Origin of the sequence: Periweissella cryptocerci, assembly GCF_004358325.1 — a bacterium.
GTDB lineage: Bacteria > Bacillota > Bacilli > Lactobacillales > Lactobacillaceae > Periweissella > Periweissella cryptocerci.
The window spans coordinates 2,838,523-2,855,370 of sequence record NZ_CP037940.1 but is presented as its reverse complement, the minus strand read 5'-3'; the positions used below and the strand labels follow the sequence as shown (position 1 = coordinate 2,855,370).

Here is a 16,848-nt window from a genome sequence, read left to right as displayed (position 1 = left end):
TGGTATTCGTTGAACGGTTACCATCGCCCTTATTGCCTTGGGTCATTGTGACCCCTTTGCCACTTGGGCCTTGCCCCATGTTGACAGCTTTATACCCTTCAGTGAACTTAACATCCAGCATTTGCAATGTTGTATTTGCATCTCGAACCATCCCGCTAAATCGCTTGATGACTTCTTCATACATTTTTTGCGATTCGGTGATAACTTGATCTTTTTCTTTTTGTGCAGCGTCGGTAGTTTCTTTGCACTTAGCTTTTGCCTTTTCGACGGCGTCATCGTGTTGCTTTTTGCTGATTGACTTATTGACGTAGTACTCTTTATCAGCAGCATCAATCACAGCATCGCGAGTTTTTTCAGCCGATTTCTTCTTTTTCTTGTACTGCTCATTAGAAGTTTTCGTAATCTCATCAAGGGCTTTCTTGCTATCTTTAATTTGAGCAAGAGACGCTTTGCTGTGCGCGTCTTTAATTTTGCTAAGAATAATAGTTTGACGATCCTTATTACGCGTAAGAATCTTAGCGGTATCTGTCGCAACTTCTTTTTCGGCTTCTTTTCGTTCTTTGCCATACTTCTTCTTAATGGCCACTAATGCCTTTTCGCCCTTGAGCGTTTTACCATTAAGCTTGATATATCCGCCTTGCAGAATGTTGGCAATTTTCGATTGCTCTTCTTGGTCAATCTTATGCATTTTACTAACAGATTTCTGATAATTAGTATACCGTTTCGCATCAGCTTTATTTCGCGTTGCGATAGCTGCGTCAGCTTCTTTGCGAGTCATAATGCCTTGTTTAACTAGCAAATTAATATTTTTATCAGATGATTTTTCAGTTTGCGATTGATACTTCTTGACCGCGCTGGTTACCTTGTCGTACTGTTTGGCGTTGTTCGCAACGGCAGTAGCATTTTTATTAAGCTGAGCGCTAACGTCGGCAGAATTGGCAGCTGTATCAACGTTGCCTTTTTTGTCCTTGTTGTTGGGCATCGATGTTGCATCAAACGAATTAACTTTTTCAGTGGTTGCTACGCTTAATGACTTAGCAACTGAGTTGGCAGCAACTGCTTGATTATGTTTCAACTTTTTTTGCATTGGAACATCTTCAATCCAACCTGTGCCGTTTACCCATTTGTACTTGTTGCCGTCATTTGGTTTTTCGGCATAGCGTTTGTTCTTATAACCGTCATCCGCGCTTTTAAGGTTCTTTTGAAACTCTTCGGCGGTTTTTTTATTGGCATAGTAATCCATTCCGTTTTGTTCACCGGGACGAACCGACACTTTACCATCCTTAACAGCTTTTTGAGACTCTTTTGTATACTCGGTTGCTTCTTTTCCAGTAGGCAACTTTTCGTCAGCGTGTTTATTATTTTTGAGATCCCATGCTTGAATCTTTTTCCCAAGTGCATCACCACCAGCATTACCAATGTTTGCGCCAATTGTCATTCCCAAAGCTGGGTTGCCGAGGAATGTACCTATAGCGGCACCCGCTGCGCCCCCCACTACAGTTCCCATGGTTCCCATCGCTTTTTCATTCGATGATTTATTGGGATCTAAATCTTTCATAACCGTTCCGGCTGTTGATGCAACAACTGCACCGCCCCATTTTAAAGCGGTGCCTGCATTACCGATAAATTTTTGCGCCTTTGTTGGCTGTGGAGCCATCGGCGTAATTTGTTGTCCATTAAACGGTGCCGGACCTTGTGGGATAGGTTGTCTCCCGCCACCATTTAATGGATTTCCGCCCGCTAGAGGATTTCCACTACCGTTACCACTCATAACTGGGCCATTCAGATAAACCGCTTGGGCAGTTACGTTCATTGCTCCAAGACTACCACCAGTTCCGAGCGGATTCCCTGTCGAAGGAACACCTGGTATCGCTGTACCCCCACCGCTACCCCAATTTTTGGTTAATCCGCCAACTGCATTTAACTGAGCACGGAAAATTTTAAACTTCCCGATTGCTAGCATGAGTGGGCCTGCAGCGGCAGCAAGCCCAGCGATGGTAAGACCTGTCATTTTAGTCTTATCGTCCAAATCCGTAAACTTATCAATGACATCCCCGATTTCCCGAGCAGTATCGCCGATTGCATTGTCTAATGGACGTTCGAGCGAGATTGCTAATGACTCAATTGAACCTTTAAACGCTTCAACACCACCCTTGGCGTTGTTTTGCATTGATTTCGCCATCTCTTTGGCGGCACCATCCGATTCACGCAATGCATTTGCTTGTGTTTTGAGTTTCTCAGACCCGGTATCAATCAAGGCCAGAACCCCAGTCATCGCTTCGGTACCAACTAATTGCTTGATGATACCGTTGTAGTCTTGAACTGACTGCCCGGTTGCAAGCCAATGTTTCTTCATTTTTTCGAGTAATGCAACTTGAGTGGAGAACTTCTCTTTACCAAATGACTTACTGAAAGCTGTACCTTCCGCCAACGATAAATCTTTGAGCGTCTTTTCGGCTACCTTCATTCGTTTCGCATTGCCTTTTGCCTCTGCATCAGCCAGTTCAGCATTTGCTTTGGTAAATTCAACCGAGTATTCACTAATTATCTTTTTGAATTGAGGAATTTCATTTCCGCCAAGGCGAACTAACGAATCAAACATTCCTTGCGTCTTGTTTCCAGCTTGCCCAAGTGTAGAAAGTCGAAGCATTGACGCACGAAGCACAGTACCGGCTTGGCTTCCTTTAATTGCGTTATCCGACAAGACACCAATTGCGGCAGCAGTGTCTTCTAAATCGTTCCCTGTGGAGTGAGCAACCGCTCCAACATACTTAAGACCTTCGCCCATGTCCAGTGTTTCAGCATTAGTATCTGCGGCTGCACGCGCAAAGACATCAGCAACGTGTGTTGATTTGTCAGTCTCAAGCCCAAAAGAGCGAATTGCAGTTGCAGCATTTTCAGTTGCCATCGCAACGTCGCCACCAGACACGGCAGCTAAATCCATTACGCCGGCCATACCCGACATAACTTCCTTTGCGTTAAATCCAGCAGAACCAAATTGATCCATGCCGGCGGCTGCTTCGCTAGCACTAAACGAAGTGTCCGCACCAAGTTTTATCGCTTGGTCTTGTAACTGTTCAATTTCTTTACCGGTTGCGCCAATAACCGTCGTGGCTTTAGACATTCCTTCTTGAAAATCCATCCCCGTCTTTAAAGCCGCAACCCCAGCACCAACAATTGGCAAGGTGATGCCCATCGACATTTTCTTGCCAGCACTCGACCACATTTCACCGACTTGTGCTGCATCAGAATTTTTAGCTTCGTTCCAGGTATCGCGCATCTTAACTTGCGCTTTATCCATGTCTCGGTTGAATTTATCAATTGAATCGTGCGCTTGTTTAAAGTTAACGACAAGCTTAGCGCCAGCATCACGTGCATGTGCCCCAATTTTGGTAAACAAACTCGGAGACTTTGAAGCGGCTCCATTCAGTTTATCCGTTGCATTCTTACCATCATTTGCTGAGCTCTTGATTGTATTGCCCATTTGCTTTGCCGTGCGACCCGTATTACCAAATTGAGTATCCGTCCGCTTAGCTTTATTCAAGATTCCATCGAAATCTTGATCAGCTTTGTTCATTCCTGAACCGTCCCAGGAAAAGCCCATTGACATAATGGCGCTACGTAAACTTTCACTCATGTATCAATTCCTCCTTTCCTCAAATCTGTAAATTCAACTTGCTACGCGTTAAGACAGCGAGTCAAAAATTTATCTGCTGCGTTCATGACAAACATGTAGTTTTTGTGACTTTCCCACCAGTCCCATTTGTTGAGCTTTAAAGATTCAGGTGCAGTAATCACTAAGTCCATCAAACCTTCGTAGTACCACCCCTTCATGAATCGTTGTGTACCATCAACCGCGTTATCAACAATTGATTGGGCGACTTCAACACCGGGGAATGTGAACGTATATTCAGTATCAACCCCCTCAACTACTGGTACATACGCAGTATTTTCAGTCGCTTCAATTGCGTCTTGTCCTTCAATTTCTGTAATAATAAGCTTTTCTTGATAGCCTTTTTTCATGGTTTTAGTTTTCCTTCCAACTTGAGTTTTTCTTTAGCAATCCACTTCATTTTCGTTAATTGATCAGAAGTAGCGGTTTCGACTTCTTTGATTGTGGCGATGCCTGTAATCACGGGTAAATACATCCCCCACCAGCTCTCAGCATGGTTTTCTATTAGTAATTCATTACTCGTAGAGAAACCTTTCGAGAAAATCGACACCCGCTTCCATCACTTGACCAAACCCCTTGTGGTTTTCCCAATAATCAAAATCAGTTCGCGGTGAAACTAAGACGACATCCATTATCGACTTGTAGTAATCATGCCAAATGAACACCCCATCAGCTGATTTAGCGTTATCTTTTAGCGTCACTGTTTCTTCGACTCCTGGGAACTGAAATTTATATTCGATTACCGTGTCATCGGTATCCGTGATGGAAATCGAATCAGTACTACCAAACTTCTGATACTGCTGCGTTTGCTTTTTGTGAGTCGATGTTACAACTGGCTTTTGGTATTCATTGCCATCTACATCCTCATCATTTTCAACATCTAACGTTTCTAATTCTTCGTCCATGAAATTCCTCCTATTGATGTATTTTTTCGTTGCCGAAAATTAAAAAGACACGGTACTTATTCAGCCGCCGTGTCCTGATACTACTTAAATTCGTGCTTGAAATCCGTGCACAACATATTCCAGTCGCGCGGTGTTAAATCATTACCCAGTGAACCATCAGGCATTTTCGTAAACATCGCATTCGATGCTGAAATCTTTTCTTCTGGGGTTTCGACTACAATCGCAAATTCTTCGCCTCGAAGTGCCGCGATTTTCTTGTTTGAACCTGTCAATTGACTACCGTGAATGTTAACGTGGCCAGATTTGTCATTTTGCACAGCAAAATCACCATTACCTTGTGCATCAACAAACCGTTGCACATCATCGCTGTCTTGACCAAATTCAACCATCGTGCCAGGTGCGAAGCCGGTCCAATTAAACTTTTTATGCTTGGTGTTTTTAGGCGTAATCGTAATTACGACATTTTTAGCGTCATATTTCATTTATTAGTGCTCCTTTTCTAAAATTCGATAGTTCCAGAAACGTCCATTCCGTGAATAGCCGCGCTGCGTTGATAAGTAAATGAGGCACCTTTGTAAATTCGCTTGGCAATGTCCTCAGAATTCAGTTCGCTACGTTGCTTTGTTTGTACATCGAACGCTGGATCGCCGGCCTCGGTTTCGCCCACGACGCCATTCTGATAGCCTTCATTAAGCACTTCGGTAATGGTTGCTTGTACAAGAGCGATTCCACGAGGATTAAACGGAACTTTATTCTCGTCTGTAATGAGTTGTTGTAGAGCTCCCATCAAGCGAACTTTCATCCACTGATCGCCGTGAACAACGTCGATAAACTCACCGGATAGCGTCCAGCCCTCTGAAGATTGCGGAGCACCAGTTTTAGTCACGTACACAATTCCGCGAGCCGTCTTGATAGCTGTATATTGTGCTTCCGTGAACGTTTGGGGAGTCACGCCTACTAAGTCGTGCACTGCCTTCCAAGTCAATGAACCAACGACCTGTGAACCTGCTTCGGCAACCAAAGCTGCGTCGAAGTGTTCTGCGGCTGGGTGAACAAGACCAATCGTAAATTCATTGTTAGCCAATGGAGTCAATCCTTCGACTGCTGGGACTTGGATTGCAATGATTTTTTCACTGTTTAATTCCGCCCAATTTGACAACGCCAATGCGTCTGCGGCTACATATGTGGCCAAGATACCAAAGTGCCAATCTTGACCGGCGTACGCAGTTGCCGCAGTCGCAATTGCTCCAGTTGCAAACGTGATTACTGCAACTTTCGGTGGTGTGTTTGTTTGGTTAAAAATTGCCGTCGCTTTAGCTTTAACAGCTGTCGACAATGTGGTGTCATCGTTGATTGCTTCCAAATCATTAAATTCGGCATATCCCACTGTGGTTCCTTGAACAAAAATTGCTGGCACGCCTAAGTTCATTGATGGAACTGGTACCATTTCGCGTAGTTTAATTACTACGTCTGAGAGAAAATTAGCCATTCTCTTAATCCTCCTGATTTTCTAAATCGATTGTTTCAATTACGCCGAGTACGTCTTCTTCGTCTGCGTGTTCTTCAACGCGCAATCGCATATCAAAGCCAGCACGTCGTTCGTAATTGATTGAGTAATAATCATCTAAACCCTTGAATGCATTACGTGAACCAGATGACGTGATGTCAACGACCGAAACAGCACGTTTAGCTAACAGTTCATGAACTTGATAGCTTTCAAATACCGCTCGCAGTCGGTTTGCTTCGGTCTTAACTCGTAACGAATCATCGTCTAAACAAGTAATTGATAAGACTAGTTCAAACGTTCCGTCAGCCGTTCGGTCACTCGTAACGTCAATGTGATCGTTTAAAAACGAGTATGAAAAAAAGGGATAGTGTTCTGGAGAACCAGCACTTTCCCTTTCGATTAATTGGTATCCAGTAAATTGCTTAACAATTCCTCTGAGAGTTTTAATTAAACTGACATAATCGAATGTGTTAACGAACGAATTATTCACCATTCCACCTCGTTTCATCAAATGTTGAAGCTCTTGCTACGAAATACTTAGTGACATTCGAGTAATCTGTATACGGTACCGACGATTTAACTTCGTATACATGCCCGTTGTGAACAACGCGTGTTCCAATAGCGCACACTAGTGTTGAGTACCATTTGTATTCACTCGAATAAATCATTCCTGACTGCGTAGGAGCTTGCTCATCAGCTTTCATCGGTAGGAATGGCTCATTAACACTAATAGGCGTTAACGTTGCCACGTCGTCTTTTATCCAACGACCAGCATCATCGTAGTGACCACCGCCGTCTGTCATCGGTGCATAAACCTTTAAGGGCACACCAAACGACTTAATTAAGCTGTTAAAGTTCATTTTTTTCATAAGCCCAACACCACACGATAAGTTAACGCTCCACGCAATGAACCTGTATCAAATAACGGTTTATTTGAACCTTTATTCGCAGTGGTTAGTGGTGCATTCTTCGCAAATCCTTTTTGTTTCATACTACGGTCAATATCACGTTTCATAATTTGGCCCAACCGGTTAGCTGCCCATGCGGCCGTTTTCTTTCCCAACGCAACTTGCACCCACAATTCTTGGGACTGCTCCCTCCAATTGAACTTCTTTTCTTCCCACGTGCTACGCAGATAGCTTCGTTCCGGGATAACGGCCTTTTTAATTGGAATAGAGTTCTTATAATTGCTGCCATCCTTACCTTGGTGATAACCAGGCTCGTAAAGCTTGCCTTTATAAGTGAACTTCTTCCGAATCGGCACCCACAAGCGGTCAGATTTATTATCTGGCAACGGCACAATGGTTGCGCCAAATTCATGAACCAATGCAATTGTTACTAAGTCTGCATTATCTTCAGGATTGCCACTATTGCGGAATTGACCAGAGATATAAGCCCCGCCAGTTCCGAAGATACCAACTTCGACGCGCGTCCGAGCAAGAATGTCCATCTCGCGAATGATTCTTGGGATTTTGTTCTCAGTCTCGGTGATGATTAATGTCATTTACACCACCACCAATCCGATGCGTTTGCTACCTTTCCCGAACTGATCAAGAAGTTGCTTATATTTTTGGCCGAACGGAGTGGTATCAAAACCACTTCGCGAGCTCGCAAAGTAACTTTTTTCCATCTCATCAACTTTTTCAGATTTTACGCGATAAGTATCGGCGGATAGCAAAAGTAAATGCGCTGCTAAGTAGCGACACGCAATTTCTCGATACTTTGGTCGGAAAAGGTCTTGAACCTCAAGCCAAGCATCGTCGACGAATTGAGCAATAACTGCTTCGTTAGCATCCGCAAAATTTTCATGCATAATTCGCACGTTTTGAATTGATGGTTTTTCTGTCGAATTTTGTTCAGGCATCATTCATGCCCTCCTTTCGGCTATTCCACATCCCCGACATCGACGTTATTACCTTCATCGCTATTTTCTTGGTCTGATGGTGTTGTCAATTCAGCAATGCGGTCTTTGATAGCTTTTTGAACGGTCTTACCATCGTGTGCATCTGCCATCTCTTGAAGTGTATCAAGACTAATTGTTTCGTTAACAAGCTTAATTGCATCGGCTGATTTCAGAGTCCCAAATTCAGCTTCTTCAATTTCCATTTCGCCAGTTTTTAGCAATGTTTTTAAAACCACATTAGTTTTGAGCTCTTTTGCAATTTGACTTGCTAAAGGATCTTCAAAATTATTGGTACCTGGCACAACGTTTGTACCAGCGATGACACGAACGAAGTCGCCGTTGTTTTTAATAAACATCTCAATACTCTCCTTTTCTAAATTCCATCAACACGAATGATGGCGTATGGTGTACGAATGATTAAGCCACCAATCCGAGAATCAAACGGTACACGGACACCAGGATAACGCCGTTCTTCAGCGTGCCGAGTAATGTCGCGTGGAATTAATAGTTCGGCTGTGCGGGAGGTGTTTTCATAAACCATGAATGAGTTTGTGCCACCGGTTCCGACTCCCAAAAGGTCAGTTAATGACTTAATTTCCTCGAACCAGCCATAACCACGAATCAGTTCCAAAATCGTTTTAGGTTCATACTGGTTATACCGTTTATTCAACAATTCGTATTGATTAGCAGCAATGACCAAATTAAGTGGTGCGTTTGAGTAACCTGGGATAACAGTAATGCGTGACCGAGCAACACGAATTTGCTCCACGATTTCTTCTGGAGTTGATTCAGCCCACGTCGCGGCGGCTGCTTCAACCTTAATGCCCACAGCGTTAGTCAAACCTTTTAAACCGACTGAGGCGTCCCCGATGAAGGCCATTTTATTTTCTTTTTCAGCAATAGCACGCCGAACCGTATCTGCTTTTTCGGCATCAAGATTCATACCCATCGCACGTGCTTGTGAAAGTTCACGGTCTGAATACTTAACACCACCACCAATTGTAAAGATTGGTTGATGATACCGCGTCATATCAGCATCAATCATTGGTAAATCATCGGTGTTATCTGCGATGATTTTAGCGACACCTGAACGTGTCATTACGTTGTAGCCATATGTTTCCATGTATTCTGGAACATCTGACTTAATGTTGAATAGTTGACGTGCCACTAATTCTTCTTCGGGAGCACGATAGATAACTTTATCAATCGCTTCTAAATCACGAGCTTCTAAAATTCCATTAACTGCCATATATTAATTCCTCCTATGCTAAATTGATTTTTACGATTGCAGTTCCGTTTGCAAGTCCGTTGCTTTCAAAGATTCCAACCACTGCATCACCTGGATTGTAAGTTTCCCCGGTGCCGGATGCAGGCGTGGCCACCATAAACTTACCGCTACGAACAGTTGCAAGCTGATCTGTTACTACGTCTTCGCCAACAATTACCGTGATACCGCCCTTGGTTAGCACTGGCACTGGTTCATTTGGCTCATAGTCAGCATTTTTAGCTACACCGTCATAATCGAGTTCCTTAACGAAATTCTTGGCGATTGCAACACCGGCAAACTTCCCGTTCGTTAACGCTGTAACCACGCCTCCAACTGTTTGAAGTGGTGTGCCTGGTGCAATAGTTGCTCCTGATGTACGTGTCTTGGCTTCATGAGATTGGAAACTTGAAATTTTACCAAGTCCAAGCTCTGAATCCATGTATTTTTTTGGTTCTGGAATAGGCATGTGCTATTCTCCCTTCTTATTCATGTTCATACGCTTGTTACGCAATTCTTCGACTTCCTTCTTGTCGTCATCAGCTGAATCACCACGTGTGTTAATCCCAGCAATAAAACCTTCGTCTGCTGCATCGACGACGATGTCGTAGTAAGCATTAACGTAAGCATCTGACTTACTATCCAATTTAAGATTTGGGTTAGCTTTGGTAATTGCAGCAACTTTCACATCTTTATCAGACTTGCCAACAAAATCAAAAGAGTCTCCCAAAACCTTCTTGGCAGACTCTTTAAACTTGGCACGCTGGTCAGCTAACTCGTCAATCGAATCAGCTTTAACCATGCCTTTCATATTTTCTTCAAGTGTAGCAACCTTCGCTTCCGCAGCGTCTGCCTTAGCTTGAACTGTTTCCATTTCTGCTGTCGCGGTAGCAGCTTTTGTTTCTAAATCAGTGATTGTTGATTGTACTTGAGCTTCCTCAAGATCAACATCTTGACCATCTAAACGAATCTTCATCGTTTTTCCTCCGTTTTTTTGTTCAGCGTTATCTTCAACAACCATCTCAGCAGAGTCAGCTTTGAACGATATAGTACTTCCAGCACGACCACGCGCAACAATCGCTACGTGGTTTATCCGCATGTCCTTTTGAACGGTTTCATATTCCGCGCCATCAAAAACTCCACGAACATTTTGTTCATCAGTAACGAACCCTATTGAAATTTCCTTACGAATACCTGTTTGGATTTCATCAATTATTTGAGGGTCAGTAACGGTAACTCCAACTACCAACGCACCGTCAACCTCACGAGCATCTGAATCAGTCCAACCAACTTGATATTTCTTGATGTTGGTTGCGTCTACTAACTCGCTTGGATGACCACTTGTTAGCGGTTTACGATTTGCGGATGCAATTGTTGATGAACTAAATAACTCTTCAGGTAATTTGGCTTCATAACGAACCTTGTTTCCAGGCTGTTTGTACGGAAATACTCCAGCACGCGCAATAGGGACTTCAGCATTCAAATAACCCTCTGGCGTTAATTCAAATGCACTGTCATTGACTAGCGCATGATCATATCTAAATGCCATGCTAGTCCACCTCCTCAACACTAAGTTTCAGTTCCATGCCTGGTTTGATGTTGTAGCCTTTTAATTCATTAATCTTTGCGAGCTTTGCTACTGACATACCATTCGCAGTTGCGATTGCATCTAAGCAGTCACCGAGTACAACGACGTGGCTCTTCTTGGTCACTGTTGTTTGTTCTTCCTTCTTTGTTGCCATGTTAATATCACCTCCTCTCATAATTTGCTCGCTACGCTTCCATAGCAATTCGCTTTAAAACATCGGGTTGATGACCTGACCACATTTGTCCCTCGTGTAGCACAACCGGCAATTGTCCAAATCCCATATCTTTCAGATTAGCTAATGCTTCTGGTTCCTCATCAACATTCACTTCGTTAAATACTAGCTTGAACGCTTTTGCTGTTAATTTTGTTTTCTGGCATTCAATACAGCCAAAACGTGTATAAATTGTCATATTTTCTTCTCCTTTCAAAAAAAGTGCACAAAAAAGGCGCACCCTTAAGTTGCGCCTGCTTTCATTTAATTAATTATTTGAATCATCAGGATAATCATTAATATGCTTTTCAATTTCAAAAACATAGTCTGCTACTGGATGCAGGTCTTCGCCCATCTCCTTAGATTTCCACTTCTTTTCTGTAATCCAATCCAGGACTAGCGAACGAGGAGTATCAGGTTTTGGAATATAGGTATAGTCTGCATTCAACATGAACTTATCTTCGTTCATTAGTGCAATCGATTTTAATATCATTGTTAACTATATCCTTTCATTACAGCTTCAAAAGCCTTTCCCAGTTTACCGACAATTCCAATCCGGTAATCGGTGTAAGCCTCCGCGAATAATTCACCTGGATCATCGTGAATATACTGCGAATAGTATTTTTTAATGTTCTCGCTTGGATACATTGTAGCAAACTTATCAAGTATTTGCTTATGCAAGACACTTGGTTTCACTCCATATTCTCTATAAATAGAAAATTCAATTACATGTCCAAATTCATGAGTTACGGTATATCGATATAAATCTTCTGGTCTAACAACGACACCGAACATTTTGTCAGCTAATTTTTTCTCTTCATTGACTAATACATCCTTAGTAGCAAAGTAGCGTGCGTTAAACCGCATTCGAATACGGTCATCACGTAACACCGTTCCTCCTAATTCTCCAGGACGCATCTTATCTGTGAATGCAACTCTCATCCCTCCCAATACTAAGAATCGTTGAACAACTGGAGCATCGCGAACCTGCACATAAATTTCATGTTCTATTAAGTTCTTCATTTCGTTTGATACATGAGATAAGGCATCGCCGGCCGTCGTGACGTTTTTAGTGTGAAATCTTCGAAGCTTTTCTACATCCGCATTTTCACTAACATCTTCCGTTTGTCCTTCGTAGGGATCAACATCCATCTCGCTGAGTTCATCATCAAAGACCGGCTCAGCAATGCATCGGCATTGTATGTCTTCACCTGGCAAACAACCATTTGGCGTATGCTCTTTATAATCGGAATACATAAATACATGGTCAGCAACTTCTACGTGTGAGTCTCGCACTCGATTGTCGCCGACGGTTATCCAGCGAAAAGCCTTAATGCCATTATCTTGCTGCCTCCGCGAATTAATTTGCCCGTAAATTTTTGCAGTTTGATCTCGAGCAATCAATCGTGCACGCCCTTCAGATTTTGCTCCAAGTTTTAACAGATTAGCTTCTAACGCTTGCTTAGGTTCACCATTATCAATTGCCCAGGTAACGGCATCAACAATCTGTTCGTGAACTTTTTTTGGAATTGTTTTGATTAAATCAACGTTTTCTTTAATTGCGGTGTCAATATAACTTCCCAATCCCGTCATATCGCGCGTTTTACCTAAACGCTTAAACTCGAACATGCTATCAAGATTACTCTTATTGAACATATTCAACGCCATTACCGTTGAGTGAACAAATGTCTTAGCGTCATCATCGGATAGCCTTTGACTTTGAGCAAATTTTTCCAAACCTGCCATTTTACGTTCTAAACCACGTTTAAGCGCTTTTTCTTGTGTTGGGATTAATACTTCAGGTTCGATGGCATCTGCCCGCCAGCGCTTATCTGGTAGCAATGGCGCAACGTTTCTCAATGCATAGATGATAATTGCAAATGTTTGCGGTAGCACGCTCTTGGTCATGCTCTCAAAATAGGCGTTTTCAATACGATTAGGGTAATCCTTCTCCGTCCATTTCATCTAATCACCATTTGAATCAGCTTCAGTTGCCTTGGCAATTGCTTTGATCAATACATCGAATGTTGCGCCGTCAGCTGAATCACCTAAGAACTTCGCTCCAGCTACGCCACGCTTACCGAACGCAGCATCACGTTCCTCGTTTGGCGAGGTCATGCCCGACTGAATTCGAGTGCTTGCTGAATCAGCCATCAACTTAGCCACTTCCGCTTCAGTCTTTGCATCGAGGCTCCAAAGACTATTGAATTCAATTGACCACTTCTTTGAATCAGGATCAATATTGCCAAATTCATCAGACTGCAATAACAATCGAATCAAACGTTCCAAATGTGGCTTTAAATCATTATTCTGGATGGCCTTTATTCGGTCGTAATAGTTGATGACATCGTACTCAGCACCGCTAACGGTTCCGACTTCTTGACCTTTAAGAATGCTTTTTGGCATGCGTGCAGCTCCGGACAAGTAATCCCAAATAAAATCTAACAAATCGTTAATCCCAGCAAGTGGAGTTCCGACTTTATCAATGCTTTCATCACTCCCAATCAGCGCCAAGTGCTCAATCCCAAAGCGAGAATCAACCCGAGCTTTCAATTCAGCTTCTTCTTCAGGATTCAAGTCATCGACGCCCGGTGTTTGATAGACTTTAAACGTAAAATCGTAAAGCATCCGACCGATAGAGTCCGTCGCTGTATCAATTACTTCAAGAATCTTGAACAACGACTCAATCAAACCGCTGCCTTGAACGTCGTCCTCAAAACGTAAATACTGATCGTGAAAAACTCGCGAGTAATCAATTACTTGCGAGCCTTCTTTTGTTTTATTCTTCTTTTTCTTTTTGGGCTCACGAACGCCTACGCGATTATACGAATTGACAATCAGCGATTCTAATTTACCGAAGTCTTCGGAATAGACATTCTCATTCTGAACGAGCTCACTAACTTTCTTTTGCGAGAAAGCATTTAAGTATGCAATGTTTTTAATTCCATCCGGCTTAAGTATTTCTCTAAGCTCATGTTTCTTGCTCTCAACTGTTCCAATGAAAATAAAGCCATCACCGTATAGTCGGGAGTAGCGGAACATTTCGGCAAACGCTTCAGGCGCTTTCAGCTGTTTGAGCTTGCTTTCAAGTTTGTCCGCCAGCATTTTGCCGTCCTTATCATCACCATCAAATGTAATCTTCCACCCATTACGAGTTAAGTCGTCTGCCGGGATATCGACAATATTCTTAGCAATCGGATTAGACGCATACAACGCTTCATATTCTTCAGGAGAGTGACTCAATCTAAGATTTGAACCATATGAACGCATCCCTGCTGAATAGTAATCATTGCCATCGGTCTTCATTGCCTTTATCTCTGATTTAACACTCAATTGCTCAGTTCCTTTCTTATTAACTCATTCCAAAACGTTTCTTTAATGAACCCTTCGAACGCAACTGGTTTAGCGCCTGGGTCATGCTATCGACCTCATCGTCATGAACGCCATATGGAAATGATTCAAGTTCATCCATATATTCATCAACCCAAGACCGCCAGTCAGGGTGCGGTAAGTAAATGTTGCCACCCTCCCACAAATACGTAATAGCATTCGCTCGAACTTCTTTCCCGCCTTCTGGAGTTACTGGCGTAATTCCTTCCAGCTCCTTTTTCAACACGTCGATAACCGCAGATCCATTAGCCTTATCTTCAATGTATTTAGATTTTGCTTTTGGGTGTTTAGTGGTCATACGACGAATTGCTTTGATTGTTTCAGTGAAGCCCATACGTTCGTGATGACGGTCTATCAAGAAGTATTTGTTATCCCGTTTAGCCCAAACTTGACCCGCTACGAAATCGGATGTATCAGTTTTCTTGAATGTGGCATCCCATGATTGGATTGTTTTATCGATGTGCACCGGGAAAACTTCAACTGAATCATCTAGCCCAAGTCTTCGTTTAGTTTCTGCTGAATCAACGTACCAAGTTACTTGATTACGTTTGAACATTTGACCACCTTGAGCTTTTGGTCTTTGTTGATACAACGCTGCCCAAGTCTTGGAACCAACTTCTGCTTGAATATCAGCCATCCAAGCTTTGTCATAACCAAGTTCGGGAGCTAGTGGTTCGCCAATCTTACGTCCCAACAAATCATCTGTATCTTCTGCGATGGCCGGCAAGCGAAGAACTGTCCATTCGCCAGGCTTTGCCTTCTTTAAGATTCGGCCAACCAGGTCATCTTCTGACCATCGAGTCATAATGACGATGATTGAACCACCTGAATGAACACGTGTACGGAAAGTCGCTTGATATTCTTCATAGACACGGTCACGAGTTGTCATGCTCAAAGCTTCTTGCATATTTTTGACTGGATCATCAATGATGAGTAAATCAGCACCTTGGCCAGTGGCGCCACCAAGTATTGAAGTTGAACGCATCATGCCTCCGTGACCCTGCACACCCCATTCACTTACGGATGAGGTGTTGTTCGAGATACGCAACTCACCATCAGTGAGTTTTGGTGCAAATTCCGTGAACTTGTCACGATTCTTGCGGCCAAATTTCTTGTATAAATCTTCCGAATAAGCAACGGCCATGACTTCGTTTTCGGGATTCTTCATTAAGTAATAGCTCGGGAATGTTTCCGTAATACTTGCTGACTTACCGTGCCGAGGTGGCATTTCCACTATCAACCGCAACTCTTCACCATCAATAATTCTTTGTAGTTGATCCGTGATGAGCTTTGTGTGGCGCAATAGTTGATACTCTTCGTGATGGCTATATAAAAAGTAGCCTTCATAAGAGCTGTTCGCATAGGCTTTCATGATGGCTTCGTGCGTTAGCGGGTCGCTTAGAATATCACTTGTTAATGGTTGACTTCGTCGCATTGGCAAGTATCCTCAATTCATCCGTATTCAGGCCTTCCAATGGCGATACATTCTCGCGTTCGTCTTGCAAAGTGATAATCTGTTCAACTGCAAAACCTGAGCGATCTAAGATTTCCTTAACCGCACCTAGTTGAACTGATGGCTTTCCTGATTCAAGCAGCGCCCCAAGCGTCCGAATCGCTTTGGGACGCAGCCCCTTAAACTGACGAGATAAATATTTCTTGAATTCTGCTTGGAACTCTTCATCCTCATGACGCCATCTTTGCAATGTTCTGGTAGTTGTTCCAACGTGTTCAGCGATTTTGTCCGACGTCCAATCACCTTCGTGCTCATACAATGTAGTAATAGCAAGGACTTGCTTTGGTTTTAGTGTCATAAAAATCACCTCCATTTCAGACAAAATCAGACAAAACAAAAAGCCCACAGCCGAAGCGGTGAGCTAAAACAAGATAAAACTAAGGAGCGCAACCTCATGGACCTGCCTGTGAATGAGATTGCTAATGCTTGCCCCAGGAATCGAACCTAGGCAGATAGTAATGTGGGGTAAAACTTAATATCGGTTAACTAAACAGGTATTCAAGTAAGAGAACTATCTGACCTTGCAAGCAGAACTACGGTGATCAAACCGTAGAGCATGAAACAAACAATATAAAAAAGGAGTTATTCCAAGGCAAAAAACTTTAAAGCCTTTCGGACGGTGACTGTCAGTGCCGTCCTAAATACCAGTCGGGACTCGAACCCGAATCGCTGTGCCACAAGGTTTCAACATAGACCATTATATTTTCTTCCAACCACAGCAGCTGGCACCAAATTCACGTGTTAAAACTTTAACACTCCACCACAATCAGTGATTTGCCCGACAGGCTGGAGAACCTGTCTATGATCACTCCCGGAATCGAACCAGGAACCTTTATCGCGGCGTACGTAATGCTCTACCATTGAGCTAAGTGATCAAGTAACAAACCAGTAATC

Annotated in this window: 19 protein-coding genes and 2 pseudogenes; all 21 read right to left on the bottom strand. The window is 43.0% G+C overall.

What is annotated here, in order from left to right; genetic code table 11:
• Window positions 1-1,972: 1,972 nt before the first annotated feature.
• Window positions 1,973-3,190: pseudogene (locus EQG49_RS14200) on the bottom strand (phage tail tape measure protein); the annotation flags it as partial.
• A 488-nt stretch (window positions 3,191-3,678) separates the two neighbouring features.
• The gene (locus EQG49_RS12835; protein ID WP_133364359.1) at window positions 3,679-4,023 is read right to left on the bottom strand and encodes a hypothetical protein; all 345 of its coding nucleotides are present in this window, start codon (window positions 4,021-4,023) and stop codon (window positions 3,679-3,681) included.
• Between the two features lie 165 nt (window positions 4,024-4,188).
• On the bottom strand, window positions 4,189-4,578 hold the full coding sequence (locus EQG49_RS12830) for a hypothetical protein (protein WP_133364358.1): 390 nt from the start codon (window positions 4,576-4,578) through the stop codon (window positions 4,189-4,191).
• Between the two features lie 80 nt (window positions 4,579-4,658).
• Window positions 4,659-5,060, bottom strand: a complete 402-nt coding sequence (locus EQG49_RS12825) for a hypothetical protein (protein WP_133364357.1) — start codon at window positions 5,058-5,060, stop codon at window positions 4,659-4,661.
• Window positions 5,061-5,077: 17 nt separating this feature from the next.
• Window positions 5,078-6,067 (bottom strand): DUF3383 family protein, encoded by a 990-nt coding sequence (locus EQG49_RS12820; RefSeq protein WP_133364356.1) that lies wholly within the window; start codon window positions 6,065-6,067, stop codon window positions 5,078-5,080.
• Between the two features lie 4 nt (window positions 6,068-6,071).
• On the bottom strand, window positions 6,072-6,578 hold the full coding sequence (locus EQG49_RS12815) for a phage neck terminator protein (protein WP_133364355.1): 507 nt from the start codon (window positions 6,576-6,578) through the stop codon (window positions 6,072-6,074).
• The gene (locus EQG49_RS12810; protein WP_133364354.1) at window positions 6,568-6,954 is read right to left on the bottom strand and encodes a hypothetical protein; all 387 of its coding nucleotides are present in this window, start codon (window positions 6,952-6,954) and stop codon (window positions 6,568-6,570) included. The genes EQG49_RS12815 and EQG49_RS12810 overlap by 11 nt, the downstream gene beginning before the upstream one ends.
• Window positions 6,951-7,589 (bottom strand): hypothetical protein, encoded by a 639-nt coding sequence (locus EQG49_RS12805; protein ID WP_133364353.1) that lies wholly within the window; start codon window positions 7,587-7,589, stop codon window positions 6,951-6,953. Before EQG49_RS12805 ends, EQG49_RS12810 begins: the two co-directional genes overlap by 4 nt.
• Window positions 7,590-7,952 (bottom strand): DUF4054 domain-containing protein, encoded by a 363-nt coding sequence (locus EQG49_RS12800; protein WP_133364352.1) that lies wholly within the window; start codon window positions 7,950-7,952, stop codon window positions 7,590-7,592. It lies immediately after the preceding gene.
• Between the two features lie 17 nt (window positions 7,953-7,969).
• The gene (locus EQG49_RS12795; protein ID WP_133364351.1) at window positions 7,970-8,344 is read right to left on the bottom strand and encodes a hypothetical protein; all 375 of its coding nucleotides are present in this window, start codon (window positions 8,342-8,344) and stop codon (window positions 7,970-7,972) included.
• A 17-nt stretch (window positions 8,345-8,361) separates the two neighbouring features.
• Window positions 8,362-9,237 (bottom strand): DUF2184 domain-containing protein, encoded by an 876-nt coding sequence (locus EQG49_RS12790; RefSeq protein WP_133364350.1) that lies wholly within the window; start codon window positions 9,235-9,237, stop codon window positions 8,362-8,364.
• Window positions 9,238-9,250: 13 nt separating this feature from the next.
• A complete protein-coding gene (locus EQG49_RS12785; protein WP_133364349.1) occupies window positions 9,251-9,721 on the bottom strand; it encodes a structural cement protein Gp24 in 471 nt (156 codons plus the stop codon).
• Window positions 9,722-9,724: 3 nt separating this feature from the next.
• Entirely contained in the window at window positions 9,725-10,801 is a 1,077-nt protein-coding gene (locus EQG49_RS12780; protein WP_133364348.1) for a DUF2213 domain-containing protein, read from the bottom strand.
• Window position 10,802: 1 nt separating this feature from the next.
• Window positions 10,803-10,994 (bottom strand): LysM peptidoglycan-binding domain-containing protein, encoded by a 192-nt coding sequence (locus EQG49_RS12775; RefSeq protein WP_165964907.1) that lies wholly within the window; start codon window positions 10,992-10,994, stop codon window positions 10,803-10,805.
• A gap of 31 nt (window positions 10,995-11,025) precedes the next feature.
• Entirely contained in the window at window positions 11,026-11,250 is a 225-nt protein-coding gene (locus EQG49_RS12770) for a glutaredoxin domain-containing protein (protein WP_133364346.1), read from the bottom strand.
• A gap of 69 nt (window positions 11,251-11,319) precedes the next feature.
• Window positions 11,320-11,520 (bottom strand): hypothetical protein, encoded by a 201-nt coding sequence (locus EQG49_RS12765; protein WP_165964906.1) that lies wholly within the window; start codon window positions 11,518-11,520, stop codon window positions 11,320-11,322.
• Window positions 11,521-11,546: 26 nt separating this feature from the next.
• Window positions 11,547-13,016, bottom strand: a complete 1,470-nt coding sequence (locus tag EQG49_RS12760; RefSeq protein ID WP_133364344.1) for a phage minor head protein — start codon at window positions 13,014-13,016, stop codon at window positions 11,547-11,549.
• Window positions 13,017-14,384, bottom strand: coding sequence for an anti-CBASS protein Acb1 family protein (locus EQG49_RS12755; RefSeq protein WP_133364343.1), 1,368 nt, complete (start codon window positions 14,382-14,384; stop codon window positions 13,017-13,019).
• A gap of 19 nt (window positions 14,385-14,403) precedes the next feature.
• On the bottom strand, window positions 14,404-15,876 hold the full coding sequence (terL, locus tag EQG49_RS12750) for a phage terminase large subunit (protein WP_341472808.1): 1,473 nt from the start codon (window positions 15,874-15,876) through the stop codon (window positions 14,404-14,406).
• Entirely contained in the window at window positions 15,848-16,252 is a 405-nt protein-coding gene (locus EQG49_RS12745; RefSeq protein WP_165964905.1) for a phBC6A51 family helix-turn-helix protein, read from the bottom strand. Before EQG49_RS12745 ends, terL begins: the two co-directional genes overlap by 29 nt.
• A 504-nt stretch (window positions 16,253-16,756) precedes the next feature.
• Window positions 16,757-16,829: pseudogene (locus EQG49_RS12740) on the bottom strand.
• Window positions 16,830-16,848 lie beyond the last annotated feature (19 nt).